The organism is Chryseobacterium sp. HNCC26DJ238 (genome assembly GCF_057180465.1).
Genome location: NZ_JBXUGI010000022.1, coordinates 40,498 through 61,115 on the forward strand (window position 1 = coordinate 40,498; position 20,618 = coordinate 61,115).

At 35.8% G+C, this 20,618-nt stretch carries 20 protein-coding genes; 9 read left to right on the plus strand and 11 right to left on the minus strand.

Annotated elements, in window-relative coordinates:
- Window positions 1-323: 323 nt before the first annotated feature.
- The 9 genes from AC2A07_RS17970 (at window position 324) to AC2A07_RS18010 (ending at window position 13,667) form a co-directional block, all read left to right on the plus strand.
- Window positions 324-740: a helix-turn-helix domain-containing protein gene (locus tag AC2A07_RS17970; RefSeq protein WP_484051514.1), complete on the plus strand. Its 417-nt coding sequence runs from the start codon at window positions 324-326 to the stop codon at window positions 738-740.
- 375 nt (window positions 741-1,115) lie between these two features.
- Entirely contained in the window at window positions 1,116-1,718 is a 603-nt protein-coding gene (locus AC2A07_RS17975; protein WP_484051515.1) for a hypothetical protein, read from the plus strand.
- 66 nt (window positions 1,719-1,784) lie between these two features.
- Window positions 1,785-2,603, plus strand: coding sequence for a hypothetical protein (locus tag AC2A07_RS17980; RefSeq protein WP_484051516.1), 819 nt, complete (start codon window positions 1,785-1,787; stop codon window positions 2,601-2,603).
- Between the two features lie 3 nt (window positions 2,604-2,606).
- Window positions 2,607-3,470, plus strand: a complete 864-nt coding sequence (locus tag AC2A07_RS17985) for a hypothetical protein (protein ID WP_314498571.1) — start codon at window positions 2,607-2,609, stop codon at window positions 3,468-3,470.
- Window positions 3,471-3,495: 25 nt separating this feature from the next.
- Window positions 3,496-4,275, plus strand: coding sequence for a hypothetical protein (locus AC2A07_RS17990; RefSeq protein WP_484051517.1), 780 nt, complete (start codon window positions 3,496-3,498; stop codon window positions 4,273-4,275).
- Between the two features lie 91 nt (window positions 4,276-4,366).
- The gene (locus AC2A07_RS17995; RefSeq protein ID WP_484051518.1) at window positions 4,367-4,492 is read left to right on the plus strand and encodes a hypothetical protein; all 126 of its coding nucleotides are present in this window, start codon (window positions 4,367-4,369) and stop codon (window positions 4,490-4,492) included.
- A 510-nt stretch (window positions 4,493-5,002) separates the two neighbouring features.
- The gene (gene rpoB / locus AC2A07_RS18000; RefSeq protein ID WP_484051519.1) at window positions 5,003-8,827 is read left to right on the plus strand and encodes a DNA-directed RNA polymerase subunit beta; all 3,825 of its coding nucleotides are present in this window, start codon (window positions 5,003-5,005) and stop codon (window positions 8,825-8,827) included.
- Window positions 8,828-8,950: 123 nt separating this feature from the next.
- Window positions 8,951-13,216, plus strand: a complete 4,266-nt coding sequence (rpoC, locus tag AC2A07_RS18005) for a DNA-directed RNA polymerase subunit beta' (RefSeq protein WP_484051520.1) — start codon at window positions 8,951-8,953, stop codon at window positions 13,214-13,216.
- 142 nt (window positions 13,217-13,358) lie between these two features.
- A complete protein-coding gene (locus tag AC2A07_RS18010) occupies window positions 13,359-13,667 on the plus strand; it encodes a DUF3467 domain-containing protein (RefSeq protein WP_073291426.1) in 309 nt (102 codons plus the stop codon).
- 818 nt (window positions 13,668-14,485) lie between these two features.
- Here the strand turns inward: AC2A07_RS18010 and AC2A07_RS18015 are convergent.
- From AC2A07_RS18015 to AC2A07_RS18065, 11 genes are all read right to left on the minus strand, one after another.
- Window positions 14,486-14,611, minus strand: a complete 126-nt coding sequence (locus AC2A07_RS18015; RefSeq protein WP_484051521.1) for a hypothetical protein — start codon at window positions 14,609-14,611, stop codon at window positions 14,486-14,488.
- Window positions 14,612-15,136: 525 nt separating this feature from the next.
- Window positions 15,137-15,586 carry a hypothetical protein gene (locus tag AC2A07_RS18020; protein ID WP_484051522.1) on the minus strand — a complete coding sequence of 150 codons (450 nt, stop codon included), beginning with the start codon at window positions 15,584-15,586 and terminating at the stop codon, window positions 15,137-15,139.
- A 186-nt stretch (window positions 15,587-15,772) separates the two neighbouring features.
- Window positions 15,773-16,261, minus strand: coding sequence for a hypothetical protein (locus tag AC2A07_RS18025; RefSeq protein WP_484051523.1), 489 nt, complete (start codon window positions 16,259-16,261; stop codon window positions 15,773-15,775).
- A 558-nt stretch (window positions 16,262-16,819) separates the two neighbouring features.
- Window positions 16,820-17,344 (minus strand): hypothetical protein, encoded by a 525-nt coding sequence (locus AC2A07_RS18030; RefSeq protein ID WP_484051524.1) that lies wholly within the window; start codon window positions 17,342-17,344, stop codon window positions 16,820-16,822.
- A gap of 204 nt (window positions 17,345-17,548) precedes the next feature.
- Window positions 17,549-17,857, minus strand: a complete 309-nt coding sequence (locus tag AC2A07_RS18035) for a hypothetical protein (protein ID WP_484051525.1) — start codon at window positions 17,855-17,857, stop codon at window positions 17,549-17,551.
- On the minus strand, window positions 17,847-18,119 hold the full coding sequence (locus tag AC2A07_RS18040) for a hypothetical protein (protein WP_484051526.1): 273 nt from the start codon (window positions 18,117-18,119) through the stop codon (window positions 17,847-17,849). Before AC2A07_RS18040 ends, AC2A07_RS18035 begins: the two co-directional genes overlap by 11 nt.
- A gap of 1 nt (window position 18,120) precedes the next feature.
- Window positions 18,121-18,603: a hypothetical protein gene (locus AC2A07_RS18045; protein ID WP_484051527.1), complete on the minus strand. Its 483-nt coding sequence runs from the start codon at window positions 18,601-18,603 to the stop codon at window positions 18,121-18,123.
- Between the two features lie 18 nt (window positions 18,604-18,621).
- Entirely contained in the window at window positions 18,622-19,158 is a 537-nt protein-coding gene (locus tag AC2A07_RS18050) for a hypothetical protein (RefSeq protein ID WP_484051528.1), read from the minus strand.
- 3 nt (window positions 19,159-19,161) lie between these two features.
- Complete coding sequence (locus AC2A07_RS18055) at window positions 19,162-20,070, minus strand: RHS repeat-associated core domain-containing protein (RefSeq protein ID WP_484051529.1); 909 nt, start codon at window positions 20,068-20,070, stop codon at window positions 19,162-19,164.
- Complete coding sequence (locus AC2A07_RS18060; protein WP_484051530.1) at window positions 20,063-20,323, minus strand: hypothetical protein; 261 nt, start codon at window positions 20,321-20,323, stop codon at window positions 20,063-20,065. Before AC2A07_RS18060 ends, AC2A07_RS18055 begins: the two co-directional genes overlap by 8 nt.
- 3 nt (window positions 20,324-20,326) lie before the next feature.
- On the minus strand, window positions 20,327-20,618 hold a 292-nt coding region (locus AC2A07_RS18065), incomplete at its 5' end, for a hypothetical protein (RefSeq protein WP_484051531.1).

Here is a 20,618-nt window from a genome sequence, read left to right on the forward strand (position 1 = left end):
ATTAATATGGTAATGATTTTGGTATTTTAATATTTGCAATTATTATGCCTAACACAGTCTTTCTGTCCTAGTTTTCTAAAATAAATGTTCACAAGGAAAAAATATGAGCACCCATAATAGTTTATGCTATTTGATTTTTCAAATCTTACTGAGAAGAAATTGATGTCATTGAAATAAATACGGAAAGGAATAGTTGATTTGAAAATGATTTTACTTAAGTATTAACAATGATTGATTTTTGATTTCTAAAGATATTTATCTAAATTTACTTTTTTAACATTTAACTAAGTTGATTTTCATTAAGCCCTTAAAGATAAAAACGCATGGAAAAGAAAATACATCACGGACGCAATTTAAAACGCTTCAGAGAAATGTTGGGAATCAAACAGGAATCCTTAGCCTTTGATCTTGGTGATGACTGGAATCAGAAAAAAGTATCTCTTTTAGAGCAAAAAGAGGTCATTGATGATCCTATGCTTAAAAGACTTTCCGAGGTTTTGAAAGTTCCTGTACAGGCTTTTCAGAATTTTGATGATGAACAGGCTGTAAATATCATTTCAAGCACATTTAATATTGAAAAAGATGCTTTTATTGGAAATTCCCAGCCGACTTTCAATATTAATACATTTGAAGAAATCAAAAAAAATCACGAAGATAAGATTGAATTATACGAAAGAATGTTGAAAGAAAAAGACGAAATGTTGATAAGGCTTGAGAAACTGATTGATAAAAATAATTAGAAACAAACTTGTTTTCTCAGTGAAATCCATCTCAAAATGAGGTGGATTTTCTGTTTTTAGCTTTTTTGCAAGTTTCATTACCACTAAAATTTTTGCATGAATTTTTTTTGGTATGGCTAAAAATTAAAATCAAATTTAGAAGGGCTTAAAAAAAAATTAATTATTTATCAGAAGATGATTTTATTTTTACTTTTTGAGTGCCCCTGTCAGTATGATATATTACAGTTTATTAATGTGATTTTATTGTAAATTTTACAACATAATGTTTACTTTTGCGCTCTTAAATTATCATAATTGCAAACAGCTTCATATTGTTTAAAAAAAGTTGCGGAAAATTTTGACTTTTGTAAAAGGTCAGTTTTTTTTCGTTTTTTTTTGTGGGCTGGATTCCTGTTGGCTTATGGTAGTTTTAATGCTCAGGAAAGTGACAGTATTAGGAAGGTTTCGCCTGCTACGGTTGTAGTGACTGGTGATGCAAAGATCTATTCGACCGATCCCAACTTTAACCGGCAGTTTATTACACGCAAAGTAATTCTTAAAAAAGGTCAGCTGTCTTTCAGAAAGAATTTCAATAAAGAAAATTCTCTTCAGGTTATTTCTTCGGACTCAAAAAAGAATCTGTCAGATTTTAAGACAACCCTTAAAGTCGCTAAAACTAAAAAGCGTATTGAGGAGCTAGAGATTGAGAAGCAGATAGAAAAGTACGAGAATCGTAAAGAAACTTTTGAAAAATTTGATTTTAAAGGCTTTCCTTCTCCTGATGTATTTTTTGCGTCAAACATAATTCTCAAAAGCTATGTTGCTCCTGGTGATAATAATCATGATTTTACTAAAATTCACCCGGCAGAAAAGTATAATTCTGCAACCTATTCATTAGAGTTTTTACATTCTCAAAAATATGTTTTTTATAACAGCAGATCTTTTGATTTCTGTTTTTCCAAGGTTTTTTCTGTAAGACCACCACCTTTAAGTATTTGATTTTAAATATTTTACGGCTGTTTGCAAGTCCTGTAGCAGCTTATTCTTTAATTCAATAAACTTAAAATGTATAATAAATTCAAATTATTATTCCTGTTCTCATGCGGTGTTGCTCACGCGCAGATAGGAATTAACACCACTACTCCAAGAGCAACATTGGATGTTAATGGCGATGTTGTGCTTAGAAAAGCGCTAATCGTACCCAGTACTACAACTCCCGGAACTTTGGATCCCGGTAATGTCGATCAGGTATTGGTGTCCAGAGGTTCGGGTCTTCCGCCTACATGGAAAAGTGTGAATGTTCCTTTTATGGAGAACTCACAGTACAAATTAGTGAATACATATTTACGAAATGATGAGGCAGGTATTACTACGCTCTCAAACGGTGTCGCTGTATCGACTCCTCCCACAAGTGTTTTAGGAGAAGATTACACAGCGGCATGGGTTAAAATAAGTAATCTCGCTACAACTCTGCAGATAAGATCTTCTCAGAATAAAATTACCTATCAGGTACAGTCCGGGGTGGAGTTGGTGAATAAATCTGCGGGCAGTGGATCATCAGTCAATTTTATATGCGGTATTTTTAAAAATAATAAATTGGTGGCTCTCCGTCCGGATGGTATTATTGCAGTGGATGCAACTCCGGTTCAGGGAATTTATACATTAAATTACACTGAGGAAAATGTTGTTGCGGGTCCTTATACGTTAGAAGTTGCCTGCAGAAAAACATTTTCTTCAGATCCTACCAATAATTATTTCAGAATCGGCATCAATATTCCAACCTACGGTCCAGCTCCGATTGTTACCAACACAAGATCAAATGCCTTTGCACTGAGGTCGCTGTTTAAAATTGACGTGGCAGAACTAGTAACATATACCAATTAAAAAATGAAAAAAACATATATTATTCTGAATTTATTTTTAGGAGTTTTGTTAAGTGCGCAAGGTAATATTGGTGTTAAGACGACAAGTCCTCTTGCTAATCTTGATGTCAATGGAGACCTGAATATAGGAAAAAAGATTTTTCTGGATAACGGTAGTGGTACTATGCTGGCAGGAACAAACGGTCAGCTGCTGGTTTCGCGGGGTGCTAATAATCCTCCGACCTGGAAAACTTTACGGATCCCGGAATATCTGACCAACCAGTTTTATCTTATTTTCAACGACTCTTATAAGGATTTTGACACCGCTAACCCTAATACTTCTCAGGGAACAGCACAGGGTCTTCGCTTTGATGACAGTCAGGTTGCGCCCGCTGCATTTAATCCCTCGACAGAATTGGTGGTTGATGCTACATTTGCCAGTCTGCAGAGCAGAGGATTCAGATCAATTGCAAGTCTTACACGTAATTTTACCGTTAACAGTACAGTGAGCAGTGCATACTTCATGTTTGAAACGGTTGTGCAGCAAAATAATGCAGCAGCTGATGCCACGGATATTAAATATGCATGTGGAATTTTTGTAGACGGTCTCTTGAAAAGTGCCAGGCTCAATGTGCTTACCAGAAGTCCGAATGCGAATACCTTTATTACCCATACTCAAATAGGTGGCGTAGAAAACGTTTCTACAGGTTCTCACACTGTCAGTGTAGCATGTGCAAGATTAACCAACCCTCTGGCAGGTATTACCCTGGGTGTAGGAGTGCCTGCTACCGCTACAACGGTAAATTTGAATAACTTTATGACGCAGTCGTCTCTCAAAGTTGACGTTTACGAAATTCCACAAAACTTTTCATCAGTAATTATACCTTAAAATGAGAAACATATATATAGTACTAATGTCTTTTTCTTTAATCGTTGTCAAGGGTCAGGTCGGTATAAACACGGCAACGCCTCAAAAGACTCTTGATGTTAATGGAACATTACATGTCCGCCAGGAAATAAGAACAGGGGGAACATCAGTGGTAACAGGTGCTCCCGGAGCAGCCGGACAACTTTTCGGTGTTCAGGACGGGGTGTCTGATACATGGAAAACCGTTCAGATCGCAAATGGTACAGGAAGCTTATCTCTGTTCTATCTCAATACAACAAAGGATGTGAACGGAATACAGTTTACACAGACCGGAACTACAGGCTCTTATAGTTTAAATTCTACTTTCACTACTTCTCCGTCGACTCCAAACTGGGTTTATATGGAGGGTACTACGGATAGTTTTGATGTGACAAAAAATGATAATCTCTCCAAGGCTGTTTTGTCTTTTCAGACTACTGTTCAGATCACGAGAGGCGCCGGGCAAACTTGGACGACAGGTTCGGCTAGTTATGCCTGCGGAGTGTTTCTGAGTAGGAATTCAGGCCCATTTCAGCTTAAAGCAGTAAGAAACGATGTAGTAAGAGGTGGTGTCGGAACTTACAGGATCTTTAATCTCAATGTTACCTTGGATGCTCTTGAGCTGGGGTCATATCAGGTTAAAGCAGCCTGTACCAACAGAAATCTGGGTAATACCACCGCCGGAACTCTTACCACATTAGGTATTGGAAGAGCTGTTGATGCTACGACACTGAATAGTAATATGGCACAATCAACGATGACAACCTCGGTTCTGCAGACTTATTAAAAAAACAAATATTTTATCAGCCCTGCTCCGGTCATCCGGGCAGGGTTTTTAATGGAATCTTGCAGCTGTAAACAGAATACAATTTGCCTGCGTGAGAAGGAATGTTCCGGATGGCAATACACTGACCATCAGGGTTGAGTCAGGCGGGGTCGACCACTCTGAATCCTCAGATGGTGGTACGTCTCTTTCTGTTCAGGTTCTGGAATCAATCCAGTAACGCAGTTGGTCAGTATGATATAATTTTATACAATAGTAATCCCGCAATACATCAAGTAAAGCGGTTTTTTTATGCTTGATTGCTAATTTAAAATCTGTGCAGATATCTGGAAATAGTAATAAATGGATAACCACTTCAAAACGAAGTGGTTATTTTGTTGTCTGTCCAGAATTTATTCCGTATATTTGCAGTTCTTTTGGCGCTAATAATTGTTTATACATCAGTAAAATATTGTAAATCAACTCTTTCATGTTTTTGAAAGGGATTTCGTGTTTATGGATTTATGAGCATTTTTTTTCGTCTAAAGTATCATTAAAAATATTTTGCATTACGCTGTGAAAAGATATACCAGCGTTGCAGTTAGAAAGATTAAGACAGTAATATAAAGTAATAAAGGTTCCTACGTGAGCGCCAAAAACACTTTTACCTTTTATATTTTAACTTATTTTCTTGTCGTTCTGATATTTTTTGTAAAATCAAAATATTTTTTAACCCTTTCTTAAAAGTTTTATGAGTAAAACAACCGCAATTACTACTAAAGGAAATGAGAGAATTAATTTCTCCACAGCGAAAGGAAAAATCATTACTCCGGATTTCTTAGATATCCAGTTAGAGTCATTTAAAGATTTTTTCCAGCTGGATACCCTTCCTGAAGACAGAAAGAAAGAAGGTTTGCACAAAACCTTCCAGGAAAACTTTCCAATTACCGATTCAAGAAACCAATTTGTATTGGAATTCTTAGATTATCTGGTAGATTCTCCGCGTTATTCGATCGACGAATGTGTGGAAAGAGGTCTGACATATTCAGTTCCTCTTAAAGCAAGACTTAAATTATACTGTACAGATCCTGAACACGAAGATTTTCAGACAGTTGTACAGGATGTGTATTTAGGTCCGGTTCCTTATATGACCCCTTCCGGCTCGTTTATCATTAACGGTGCAGAGCGTGTTATCGTAACTCAGTTACACAGATCTCCGGGGGTATTCTTCGGACAGACTTACCACGCCAACGGAACAAAATTGTACTATTCAAGAATTATTCCTTTTAAAGGATCATGGATGGAATTTACGACCGATATTAACAGCGTAATGTATGCGTATATCGACCGTAAGAAAAAATTACCTTTAACTACATTGTTAAGAGCAATCGGTTTCGAGTCTGATAAAGATATTCTTCAGATCTTTGACCTGGCGGAAGAAGTGAAAGTTTCTAAAGCTGCGCTTAAAAAAGTAGAAGGTAGAACTTTAGCTGCGAGAGTACTGAACACATGGTTCGAAGATTTCGTAGACGAAGACACCGGTGAAGTTGTTTCTATCGAAAGAAACGAAATCATCTTAGACAGAGAAACGATTCTTGAAAAAGAACATTTAGATCTTATTTTGGATGCCGGCGTGAAATCTATCCTGATTCACAAAGAAAATTCAAATGAATTCTCTATCATCCAGAATACATTACAGAAAGACCCTACCAACTCTGAAAAAGAAGCGGTAGAATATATTTACCGTCAGTTAAGAAATGCAGATCCACCCGATGAGGAAACTGCAAGAGGGATCATTGAAAAATTATTCTTCTCTGAGCAAAGATATTCCCTTGGTGAAGTTGGACGTTACAGACTAAACAAAAAGTTAGGTCTTAATATCCCGACGACCACTGAAGTTCTTACAAAAGAAGATATCATTGCGATTGTAAGACACCTGATCGAATTGGTAAACTCTAAAGCTGAGGTTGATGATATTGATCACTTATCAAACAGAAGAATCAAGACTGTTGGTGAACAGTTGGCAGGACAGTTTGGTGTAGGTCTTTCGAGAATTGCAAGAACAATTAAGGAGAGAATGAACGTTAGAGATAACGAAATTTTTACTCCGCTTGACCTTGTTAATGCGAAAACTTTAACATCAGTAATTAATTCATTCTTTGGTACCAACCAGCTTTCTCAGTTCATGGACCAGACCAACCCGCTATCAGAAATCACGCACAAGCGTAGACTTTCTGCCCTGGGACCTGGTGGTTTATCAAGAGAAAGAGCAGGTTTCGAGGTACGTGACGTTCACCATACCCACTATGGTAGAATCTGTCCTATCGAAACTCCTGAGGGACCAAACATCGGTTTGATTTCTTCTTTAGGTATTTATGCTAAAATCAATACTTTAGGTTTCATCGAAACTCCATACAGAAAAGTAGAAGGAAGTACGGTAGATCTACATGCTGACCCTATTTATCTGAATGCAGAAGACGAAGAAGATAAAGTAATTGCTCAGGCAAACGTTGAGCTGGATGATAACGGAGCGTTCTTAACAGACAGGATTATTGCCAGATTAGATGGTGACTATCCGGTAGTTGAGCCTTCACAGGTTAATCTGATTGACGTTGCTCCTAACCAGATTTCCGGTATTTCAGCTTCATTGATTCCATTCCTGGAGCATGATGATGCAAACCGTGCATTGATGGGATCAAACATGATGCGTCAGGCAGTTCCTTTGTTGAAGCCCCAGGCTCCGATTGTAGGTACAGGCCTGGAACAGCAGGTTGCTAAGGATTCAAGAATTCTTATCAATGCTGAAGGTAACGGTATCGTAGAATATGTAGATGCTGACCAGATTACGATTAAGTATGAAAGAAGCGATGACGAAGATTTAGTATCATTCGAATCTGCTACAAAAACGTATAAACTGACTAAGTTCAGAAAAACCAACCAGAGTACGACTATTACCCTGAGACCAAACGTAAGAGTAGGGGAAACGGTACAGAAAGGTCAGGTTCTTTGTGACGGTTATGCAACTGAAAACGGAGAATTGGCTTTGGGTAGAAACCTGGTAGTAGCCTTCATGCCTTGGAAAGGATACAACTTTGAGGATGCAATCGTAATCAATGAAAAAGTTGTACGTGAAGACTGGTTTACATCAATTCACGTGGATGAATATTCTCTTGAAGTTCGTGATACCAAATTAGGGATGGAAGAACTGACAGCAGATATTCCAAACGTTTCAGAAGAAGCGACGAAAGATCTTGATGAGAACGGGATGATCAGAATTGGTGCTGAAGTGAAGCCTGGCGATATCATGATCGGTAAGATTACTCCAAAAGGAGAATCTGACCCGACTCCTGAAGAAAAACTTCTTAGAGCTATCTTTGGTGACAAAGCCGGTGATGTAAAAGATGCTTCACTGAAAGCAGATTCTTCATTAAGAGGTGTTGTGATCAACAAAAAATTGTTCTCAAGAAACATTAAAGATAAAAAGAAAAGAACTGAAGAAAAACTGAAGCTTGAAGAAATTGAAAACACTTACAAAGCTAAGTTTGACGAGTTGAGAAATACTTTAATCGAAAAATTAAACACATTGGTCAGCGGAAAAACTTCTCAGGGAGTTACCAACGATCTTGATGAGGAAATTATCGGTAAAGGAATAAAATTCACGCATAAATTACTGACTTCAGTTGAAGATTATGTAAACGTAAGCGGTGCAGACTGGACGGTTGATAATGATAAGAATGAATTGATCAAACAGTTGATTCACAACTACAAAATCAAGTTCAACGATATTCAGGGAGTTAAAAACCGTGAGAAATTCGCAATTTCTATCGGAGATGAACTTCCGGCAGGTATTATGAAACTGGCTAAAGTGTACATCGCTAAGAAGCGTAAACTGAATGTAGGAGATAAAATGGCAGGACGTCACGGTAACAAAGGGATCGTGTCAAGAATCGTTCGTGAAGAAGATATGCCGTTCCTTGAAGACGGAACACCGGTAGATATCGTATTGAATCCACTTGGGGTGCCTTCCCGTATGAACATCGGACAGATTTATGAAACCGTTCTTGGATGGGCGGGTCAGAAATTGGGTATGACGTTCGCAACACCAATCTTTGATGGGGCAACTCTTGATCAGATTACAGAATATACTGAGAAAGCGGGAGTTCCTAAATTCGGTCATACTCACCTTTATGATGGTGGTACCGGAGAAAGATTTACACAGGCTGCAACGGTAGGTATTATCTACATGTTGAAACTTGGACATATGGTAGATGACAAAATGCACGCACGTTCTATCGGACCTTACTCATTGATTACTCAGCAGCCATTAGGAGGTAAAGCTCAGTTTGGTGGTCAGCGTTTCGGAGAGATGGAGGTTTGGGCTCTTGAAGCATTTGGAGCATCCAATATCCTGAGAGAAATCCTGACGGTGAAGTCTGATGACGTGATTGGTAGAGCAAAAACTTACGAAGCAATTGCGAAAGGTGAAGCAATGCCTGAACCGGGTATTCCTGAATCATTCAACGTATTACTTCACGAGTTACAGGGTCTTGGATTAGACGTAAGATTAGAAGAGTAAGATATCAGATGTCAGACACAAGATGTCAGACTATGACACTCTAAGAATTTTATAATCCTTGAATTTGGAATGACGATTTCGTCTGAAATCTGAAATCTGAAATCTAAAATCTAAAAAAAAGTTATGTCAAATAAAAATAAATCAAGTAGATTTAATAAAATAACCATCGGTTTAGCTTCACCGGAATCCATTCTTCAGGATTCCAGAGGAGAAGTTTTAAAACCGGAAACTATTAACTACAGAACACATAAGCCGGAAAGAGACGGTTTGTTCTGTGAAAAAATCTTCGGTCCTATCAAAGATTACGAATGTGCTTGTGGTAAATACAAGAGAATTCGTTATAAAGGGATCGTTTGTGACCGTTGTGGTGTAGAGGTTACGGAGAAAAAAGTACGTAGAGAAAGAATCGGACATATTGGTCTGGTTGTTCCTATTGCGCACATCTGGTATTTCCGTTCTTTACCGAATAAAATCGGTTATCTTTTGGGGATTCCTTCCAAGAAATTGGATATGATTATCTATTACGAGAGATATGTTGTTATTCAGCAGGGTATCGCTAAGAAATTAGACGGTTCTGATTTTGATGATAAAGAATTCCTTACAGAAGAAGAATACCTTGATATCATGGAAACCCTTCCTCTAGAAAATCAATATCTTGATGATGCAGATCCAAACAAATTCATCGCTAAAATGGGTGCTGAAGCTGTTGAGGAATTGCTGAAAAGAATTGATCTTGATGCTTTGTCTTTCGACCTGAGACACAAAGCTCATAACGAAGGTTCCAAGCAGAGAAGAACTGAAGCTCTGAAAAGATTAAACGTGGTGGAAGCATTGAGAGGTGCCAACACCAGAATGATCAACAGACCGGAGTGGATGATTATGCGTGTGCTTCCTGTAATACCACCGGAATTGAGACCATTGGTTCCATTGGATGGAGGACGTTTCGCAACTTCTGACTTAAATGACCTTTACAGAAGAGTTATTATCAGAAACAACCGTTTGAAGAGACTTTTGGAGATCAAAGCTCCTGAAGTAATCTTAAGAAACGAGAAGCGTATGCTTCAGGAATCGGTAGATTCACTATTTGATAATACAAGAAAATCTTCTGCAGTAAAATCTGAGTCAAACAGACCATTAAAATCACTTTCAGATTCACTGAAAGGAAAGCAGGGTCGTTTCCGTCAGAACTTATTGGGGAAAAGGGTAGATTACTCGGCCCGTTCGGTAATTGTTGTAGGTCCAAACTTACAGCTTCACGAATGTGGTATTCCTAAAGATATGGCAGCTGAATTATACAAACCGTTTATCATCAGAAAACTGATTGAAAGAGGAATTGTAAAAACAGTAAAATCTGCCAAAAGAATTATTGACAGAAAAGAACCTGTAGTATATGATATCTTGGAAGGTGTAATGAAAGGTCACCCTGTTTTATTAAACAGAGCACCTACTTTGCACAGACTGGGTATCCAGGCATTCCAGCCTAAGATGATCGAAGGTAAAGCGATTCAGCTTCACCCGTTGGTAACAACAGCATTTAATGCCGATTTTGATGGTGACCAGATGGCGGTACACTTACCGTTAGGTCCGGAAGCAATTCTGGAAGCTCAGTTATTGATGTTAGGTTCTCAGAATATCTTGAACCCGGCCAACGGTTCTCCAATTACAGTACCATCTCAGGACATGGTTCTTGGTCTTTATTTCATGACCAAAGAATTAAGCTCTACAGATGAGAAAAAAGTATTAGGGGAAGGTCTTGCATTCTATTCTCCGGAAGAAGCGGAAATCGCTTATGCTGAAGGCAGAGTTTCACTGAACGCTAAAGTAAGATGTAGACTTCCAATCAAAGAAAACGGTGAAATCACAACGAAATTAACTGAAACTTCTGTTGGTAGAATCTTATTCAACCAGATCGTTCCTAAACAGTCAGGATATATCAATGAACTTCTTACGAAGAAATCATTAAGAAATGTTATCGGTAAAGTACTTGCTGACACAGATTTCCCGACAACAGTGAAGTTTCTTGATGCAATGAAAGACTTAGGGTATTCAAATGCATTCAAAGGAGGTCTTTCATTCTCACTAGGAGACATTGTTGTTCCTGTTGAGAAAAAGAAAATGATCGCAACATCTATTGAAACAGTAGACGAGATCAGAGCCAACTATAACATGGGTCTTATCACAGATACTGAACGATATAATCAGGTAATTGACGTTTGGACAAACACCAACGCAGGATTAACTGAAATGATCATGAGCAGAATGAAAGTTGACCAGGGTGGATTCAATTCTGTATACATGATGCTTGATTCCGGTGCGAGGGGTTCCAAAGAACAGATCCGTCAGTTATCAGGGATGAGAGGTTTGATGGCAAAACCGCAGAAAGCCGGTTCTACCGGTGCGGAAATTATCGAAAACCCGATTCTTGCAAACTTTAAGGAAGGTCTTTCGATCTTAGAATACTTTATCTCTACTCACGGTGCCCGTAAGGGTCTTGCGGATACGGCACTGAAGACTGCCGATGCAGGTTACCTGACAAGAAGACTGGTAGACGTTGCCCAGGATGTCATCATTACTGAAGCAGACTGTGGAACACTCAGAGGAACTGAAGTTACTGCACTTAAGAAAAATGACGAAATCGTTGAAAGAATTTCTGAAAGAATCTTAGGTAGAGTATCTCTTCACAATGTATATGATCCTGAAACTGACGAATTGGTAGCAAACGCTGATCAGATTATTGATGAAGCTTTAGCGAAGAGAATCGAGGAGATGGGTATTGAAGCATTAGAAGTACGTTCACCATTGACCTGTGAAACCAAAAAAGGAATCTGTGCCAAATGTTATGGTAGAAACCTGGCAACCGGTAAGAAGATCCACATGGGTGAAGCGGTAGGTGTAATTGCTGCACAGTCTATTGGTGAACCGGGAACTCAGTTAACATTGAGAACTTTCCACCAGGGGGGTGTATCTACGAACGTATCAGAAAATCCATCAATCGCTGCAAGAAGAGACGGTATTGTTGAATTGGATGAGGTAAGAACAATTACTTCTGAAGATGAAAACGGAAATAACGCTGAAGTAGTGGTATCCCGTACAACGGAATTCAGATTGGTTGCTGATAACGAATCAAGAACTCCATTAATGGTTGCCAACGTACCTTACGGTTCTCAGTTGCTGGTTAAGTCCGGTGATAAAGTGAAAAAAGGCGATATTATTGCAAAATGGGATCCGTATAACGCGGTAATTATTGCAGAAAATGCCGGTAAGGTAGAGTATGAAGATATTATCCAGGGTATTTCATTCCAGCTGGAAATTGACGAACAGACAGGATTTGAAGAGAAAGTAATCTCTGAATCTAGAAATAAGAAAGCCGTACCTACTTTGAAGGTGGTAGATTCTAAAGGTGTTGAACAGAAAGGTTACAACTTACCGGTAGGAGCCCACTTAATGGTTAACGATGGTGAAAAAATTAAGGCCGGTAAAGTCTTAATCAAGATCCCGAGAAAATCTGCTAAGTCAGGGGATATCACCGGAGGTCTTCCGAGAGTTACCGAATTATTCGAAGCGAGAAACCCTTCAAACCCGGCGGTTGTTACAGAAATCGATGGGGTAGTTTCTTACGGAAAAATCAAGAGAGGTAACCGTGAATTGATCGTGGAAGCTAAAACAGGTGAGAGAAAAATTTACCTGGTAAAATTATCCAACCAGATCCTGGTACAGGAAAATGACTTCGTAAGAGCCGGTTCGCCGCTTTCTGACGGATCAGTAACTCCGGACGACATCCTTAAGATCAAAGGACCTACTGCGGTTCAGGAATATTTAGTAAATGAAATTCAGGAAGTGTACCGTCTGCAAGGGGTAAAAATCGACGATAAGCACTTTGAAATCATCGTAAGACAGATGATGACCAAGGTATCCATCGTTGATGGAGGTGATACTCAGTTCCTTGAAGCTGCTTTAGAGCACAAATATGATTTCTTAATTGAAAACAACAGAGTATTTGGTCTTAAAGTAGTAACAGAAGCGGGTGATTCTAAAGAATTCAAACCGGGTCAGATGATTACTGCAAGAGAACTGAGAGACGAAAACTCTAAGTTGAAGCGTGAAGATCAGAAATTAGTTGAAGTGAGAGAAGCACTTCCAGCAACCGCTACGCCGGTATTGCAGGGGATTACAAGAGCTGCTCTTCAGACTAAATCATTCATGTCTGCAGCATCATTCCAGGAAACGACGAAAGTTCTTAACGAAGCAGCCGTTGCCGGTAAGGTTGACAGTCTGAACGGACTTAAAGAAAATGTAATTGTAGGACACAGAATTCCTGCAGGTACAGGTCTTAAAGAGTACCAGAATGTAATCGTAGGTTCTAAGAAAGAATTCGAAGATTTAAATTAATAAAAGAGTTTCGTGTTTCGGGATACCAATTGAGTATCCCGGATCACGCTTCTCGAAAATAAATTAAAATTTAATATTCAAGGTTGAAAGTTTTTTATATTTTTGAGCCTTGAATTTTTTAAACATAAACTTAAACAAAATAATGGACAACCAAAATCAAAACCAAGATCCAAACAACATCAACATTCAACTGAACGAAATGGTAGCTTCAGGAGTATACTGTAACCTTGCTCTAGTAAACCATTCTCCATCAGAGTTTGTAGTAGATTTCATCCAGTTAATGCCGGGTGTACAGCAGGCGAATGTGCGTTCAAGAGTTATTCTTGCTCCACTTCACGCTAAAAGAGTTCTTACCGCTCTTCAGCAGAACATCACAAACTATGAGCAGCAGTTCGGAGAGATCAAAGAAGTTGAACCTTTCGTATTAGGTGGAAACAACGTACAAGCTTAAGATTTCTTAAAATATATAAGAATCCGTCTCATCATTATTGGTGAGACGGATTTTTTTATTCGGGTAAAAAAGACTGGAAGTTATTTGTTGATCAGCCGTTCGATATGTCTGAAAATTCATTACATCTTCATGTCATAAAATTAGTGGATTAGCAATTGGAGGATGAAAAATATAGCAGTGAATGAATTCGACAGTGATCTCAAATCTATGCGTTTGTATTTTATTACAATATATTTTAAGTCCAGTAAAATACTTTTTACCGCTTACAGCTCTTTTGATAACTTTTTGCCTCTTGAAATTACTTGTATTTAATCTGTATAATTCATACAATATAGTCTTTCTTAATTTTACGGAAGAATTGAAGGCATTTTTCCCAATGACAACAAGTCTTTTTTGTATCGCTATTTCAGGAATAGACACATTATATAAATAAAAACCTCACATTTTGCAAGGTTTTTATTTATCAGCTCAAAGTCACAGACTTTGTGCGGCGGTACGGTAAATTATTATTTTAACTGAATTTTATAATCCTCCATTTTTAATATAAATAATGATTAAACATATCTTTATGATTAACAATATTAGAAATAATATTTTGATATAACGACTTATATAAACCCGAAGGAACAGTAAACAAATAAAAATTATCAGGTATGACCAAAAAATAAATGCTACAACATTGCTGTATAATTCACTTACGTATGTTTCGTATGTAAACGAAAAATTTAGAAGTGTAAAAATCATGTAAATTATATCTATTACAAACAACATCAAAAATAATATAAGTGTTGCATTTATGTATGTACCTTTATTGCTCATCATTTATCTTTTTTTTGCATTTCCTGTTGTATAAGTTGAATAGATCTTTTCATAGTATTTTCATCAATTGTTCCATAAGCATCTTTACCTTTTCCAGAAGTTTTATCAGTTACATTATTATTCACGATTTCAGTCTTATCATTACCTTCAATTGGTGTCGCAGTAAAACCTCGAGAACCAAATTAAAGATCTGTTCTCTTGATAGGTATTATTTACCTTTTTTACATTATCAGGTATGTTAATATTTTTTCCAAAAAAACTAAAAGCTGGATCAACTGTAATAAGTAAATTTACTTTGATGTCTTTGGGATCTAACATTTTTGTTAATTGAGTTGCTCCTACACCTCCTAAACTATATCCATAAATTATTACTTTTTCTCCTTCTTTATGATTTGACATTATATCCATAAATGCTTTTCCATGAGCAGGACGCTCGCACTAGTTGGGACTTTGCTCAATGGTTTTTTATTCTATAATCTTTTTACAACAATTCTCCCCATTATGGTAACCAAAGCAAATTACAATATAATCTCCTTGTTTGTCTTTAAACCAATCTGTTCCTTGTCTACCATCAGGATCAATAAATCTAATAGGATTGTTAAACGCATAATTATATGGAGAAAGATCATCAAACTCTTCGCTCAAAGGAGTTACTTATTGAATTTTAAAATATCAATTTTTTTTGTATTTTTAAGATTTTCATTTAATTGCGTTTTTAAGATAATTTCCAATATATCTTGTGATAAATCTTCTAATTTTAAAGGAGTTTTAGGATTAGCTACTAAGTGATAATTAGAATCGAAAAAATTATTTAAAACAGTTTTATCAAAAGCATAAACTCCTTTCTTAGCCATATTTATAAAATCTGATAAATAGGCTTCATTTGCATCAGGTATGATATGTTTTAACTGAGGATTAATAATAATCTCTGACATTTCAGGTAAATTCCTAAAGTAAGAAGACAGTACCTCATTTTGATCTTCCAAATTTGCTACTGTTTCAGGAAGTTTGCCTCCTGCCGATGCGACAAAAGCAATTTCATTATTATCTGTGAAAAACCAATCTATATCTAAATTTTGTTGTTCTATTTCTGTATACATATATTATTTTCCAAAAGTTGTTTTCCAGTTTTCACACATTGGTATTGTTTGACCTGTTCTTGGTCTAATTGCTCCTGTAAAGTTAATTTGTGAAAGAGTAGCCAAAGGATTATTCAATAATAAATTATTTCCTGCTTGAAATTCTGCACAACATCCTACAACATTACCAGCAGGAGTAAAGATTATTTACCATACCTTTATTATTCCTTTCTGCTTTCCCATTCCTTCTATTTCAATTCTAATAGTGTCTTGTAAAGATGATTTTTTTAAATACCCCCATACTATATCGGAGCTATCTAATTTTTTTTTATCCTCTGGAAAAATATTCAACACAATAGAATCTTTTATATTTCTTTCATAACTTAAATTATAAGGATAGTATGAAAAATTATCTATTCTCGTATCTTCCATAGAATGATAACCATATCTAAATCCTTTTTCAATGTAAGGTTTAAAATAGAAACTTTTCAAATTTGCAGAATCAACGATTTTATAATTCAATTCTTTTACAAAAACTTTCCTTTGTTTTGATTCTTTAATTGTTGTAGTACCACCTCTATATTTCCATTTTTGGTAACCATACCAACCTACAGCTGAAGAAAAAACACCGAATGTATAGTAAAAGAATATACCAAGTATAATGATACCTATAAAATTAAAAGCTCTTTTTTTCATAACTACTGAGTTTTATTGTTGTCCACACCTTCGGGAATAAGAGGACCAACTTCAAGTTTTCCAACTTTACGTACTTGTATTTCTTTATCGGCAGGAAGAAGGAATCTATTTAAAAAGTTGATTCCTCCACCTTTTTCTTTATTAAGATAATATTGGGAGCCGGATCTATAAATTTAGGAATATACCATGCATTATTGGATCTTATATCTACAATTTCATTAAGAGCATCTAACATTACACATGCACAAGATTGACCAATTACTTTGTATTTTTTTGCACTTGCCTCCTTAGCCGCAGCTACGTAATTTTAGTTAATGAATTATTTGAAATTTCTTTTTTCATGTTTCTTAATGTCTTTAGATTCGTAGGAATAGAAAAGTGTTCATTACTAAAAATATCTTTTTAGTTTTTAAAGATTTTTCATTTTTATTACAAGCAATCAATATAAGCGAGCTTATAAACATTAAAAATATATACTTTATTATCTAAATTTTCTTGATTTCTCAGTCCTTGCTGAATCAGTTTTCTGAATTAACCTTAAAAAATCTTTAAAGAGAGTTATTCTAAGTCATGAAATTCTGTGCTAAATTTTACTCCTTTTTTTATAAGTAAATCCTTTATATTTTTTGATTTTTGCTGTGGAGATATGCGAATAATTTCATCTTTGAAATTAAATGTGAAAAGCCAATATTTAGAATCATAATCTATGATGTCTTTTGCTAAGTTAAAATTTTCATATTTTGTCTTAGTAAAAGACTCCTTTAAATCATTTGCTTTATCCAATGATTCGTCGATTATTAATTTGTAGCCATCTATTTCATATACATTTGTATATTTAAAATCATATAATAATTTGGGATTAACAAAAGAAATATCCAACCAATAAGCATTTACCATATCACTACTCTTATTAGCTCCAATTACAAGTATATTTTCTTCTTTATTGATTTCTTTTTCAGAATTTCTATTTTCAATAAATGCCTTTATGATCTGTTGGTACAAATTATTATTTGCCTGACCTCGAATATTATTTTTGCATCCACTCATTATTAGTACAAAAATTAGTAAAATAAAATTTTTCATAGTTTAAGGTTGTAATTCTCGTTGTACATTTTCTCTAACCCTAAAGAACAGATTTATTTGGTTATTGATGCTTTGATAAGAGATTTTAAAGCCAAGCAAGCTTACTCGTAGAAAATTGGTAAATCCATAAAACAACAAAAACCCACCGCATTGCGGTAGGTTTTTATTACTTGTCACACGATACAATCGTGTGGGAGCAAAGGATTAGTTATCATTTAAAGTTATTTCCAAAATCTCTTTGACCTTTAGCTCCCATACTCCTCCTGAATACTCTTCCCATACTTTTTTTGCTTCCAAAAAATCCTCCAAAACGTCATTATTACCAATATGCTGAGTAATTGAATTAAGAAAGAAAGAATATTTTATCGGAATATGATAAATAATTACATCATCATCTTTTATATAGGCAAAATGTACATTGAGATCATTATCTATATCAATAACAAATGCTTTTCCATTTTCATCATCATTTAAAGACCAAATCTGACCTGTTTCAATTCTTTTAGTTTCCAATTACTAATAATGTTTTATTATTATTTCTTGCCATTAATAAAAATCTATAAAATAAATCTTCTTTAACATTTTGTTGCTCTAATAATTCAATCAGATAATTAATATGGTTTTGGTATAATCTAAAATCGCCATATATATCAAACAGATTATCATGTTTCTTATTGAAAATTTTAATAATATTTTCAAATTTTGAAAATTCAGAATCAGAAATATTAAATAAAATCTGGTTTTTGTTATCTATATCTGAAAAATTAACTGACATATTAATTTGCTTTTTGAGGAAATGAAGTTACAATTTTTCCTTTCTTTTTATCTACAATTACTCTATGAGAAGTTTCTCCTTTTGTACCAATGACTCTCTTAAATGTTTTTTCGTATTTTGTTCTCTTTCCCTGTTCGGTTACTTTGTCGGGGTTTTTAACTGTTCTCTGCTGAAGCTTTTCTTTTTGTGCAGGTTTTGAATATTTACTTTTCTCAGGATATTTTGCTCTATCAACATGCCTATTATCAGTATGTTTTGTATTCTTTAAATTTTGCGAAGAATTATACAGCATTACACCTCCAAGACCCATTTTTACCGTTCCAGTAAGAATCAATCCTCCGCTTACTAAAGCTCCTGGCCCTCCAGCAATAGATCCAACTCCTGTTGATGATACAACTCCAGAAGCGACTAGTCCAGTTCCTCCGGCTCCAATTTCCTCGACCTCGTAGATAAACAGTTTGAAAAATAAAAACAAGAAAGCCACTCAATTAGTGGCTTTTGTTCATTGATAAGCAGTTTCTAAATTATATATATCTCCGCCTTCTTTTGTACAATGTACAAACATTTGTTTAGGAATACTATCTTTTAAGCTGATTTTGGTAGTTTGATTACAATTCTCATTATTGTATTTGAAAATAAAACCCTTATTATCAATACTATTAGGAACTGCGGACGCAGAACCTAAATTATAAAAACCTAGAAGTTTATTGAGAGAGTTATAAATATATACTTGTCCGTTACCTCTTTTTGAATCCTCATAAATACCTGTATAATGAACAGAGTTTAAAATTTTGAGAGTATCTTTCTTGGAAGTAATAATATTCCCCAAATATTTAATTACTTGTTCATCAATATCTTTTCCTTTTTTTGTAAATCCAAAATCTTGATTGGGAATATTTTGTTCTAAAACTAATAGTCTACAACGCTCATAGTAATCTAGCTTTGTTTCAGTAGTTCTATCTTTGTCATTTCGCTGTAAATCAGGTTTATTACAATTTGTAAATAAAAATATAAATAAACTCAAAATAAAATTTTTCATATTTTAATAATCTGAAGATTCAGGTTTTTTAGATTCTTGTTGCATTTGTAATACTCTTTTTTGATAACCGGCGGTACCACCTCCATTATACCCTTCTACAGCTTTTGCCCAACCTTGGAATTTATAGGTGGATTTTCCTGTTTTTGAGTCATAAGAAACACCTCCTTTAAAACCTTTAGTTCCTAAAATTCTTGTTCCTGCAAATAATGAAGTTGACTCATCAGTTTTAGCTCCTTTAGTTAATCCGTATTCACTTTTCATTTTAGACCAATCTCCAGGTACATTCGCTTGCATTATATCAGTTATACCTGATGTTCCTGCATTAGATTCTTGAATTGTAATTGCCTTAACCAAAGTAGGGTCTAAATCAGGAATTCCTTTTATTGCGTCTTTAGGAATGGGATTAGCACCTTCTGTTACTAAACCCAATTGTCCCGAGTTTTTAGCCTGATTAAAATATCCTGTACGTGCGGCAATTTGATAATCATTTCCTTGATAAGCTGACCCAGAAACATCTTCTCCTCCTTTATTTTGGATAATATTTGGCATTGGAACTTGTTTCCAACCAGCTGTGCTTTTTGCAGGATTACTACTGGCGTTTGTTGTTGCTTGGATATAAGTCTTAAATTGTGTATCACTCTTTATTCTATGAACTTCAACACCTCGATTATTTATAAATACAATGTCGCTCGGAGCATTACCATCAGGGTCTATAAATCTGATAGGATTATCAAATGCGTAATTGTATGGAGACCATCCCGGAAACTCTTCGCCTAATGGGTCTGGGCTTATCCAACGACCTATATCTCCCATATAGAATCTCGCGCCATAATCATACATTCCGGTCTCCTGAATTTCCTTGCCATTGTACTTATAGTTGTAATAGCTTCCCAAATAACCTTTATTAAACATCCCCTATGTGATTGAGTCCAAAAGCGTAATAATCATTCGTATCTGTAATTTCTACAGTTCCGTCAGTTTTTTTAACATAACTGACCCTCGCATTTCCAAGGTGATCCCTGTATTGGTAAATGTAGCGATTTTCTGTAAAACTGAAATGTCCTTCTGAAGTAGGAACAAAATCCAGACTCCATGCCATAGGAATTGTACCGGGAATAATAGCCGGTTCTTTAAAGGCTTGTTCTTCATACGCTACACTGGTCATGAATCAGGGACACGGAGCAACCGTCTCACTGTAGTTGTACTGAAAACCATCCAGGTAGTCTGTATATTGATAAGATTTGGACTGGCCTTTTCCGCCTCCCGTGCTGTAGGTCTTGCTGACTTTTACTCCGTCAGCACGGTACAGATAGTTTAAACCAAAGCTGACTGATGAAATGCTTACCGCCAAAAATTTAAAGACTTCTTTAATAAAAATGTAGCTGCTATATAACACAAAAACCCATCGCAATTGCGATGGGTTTTTCTTTATTTGCGCAAAGTTATAAACTTTGCGCAGC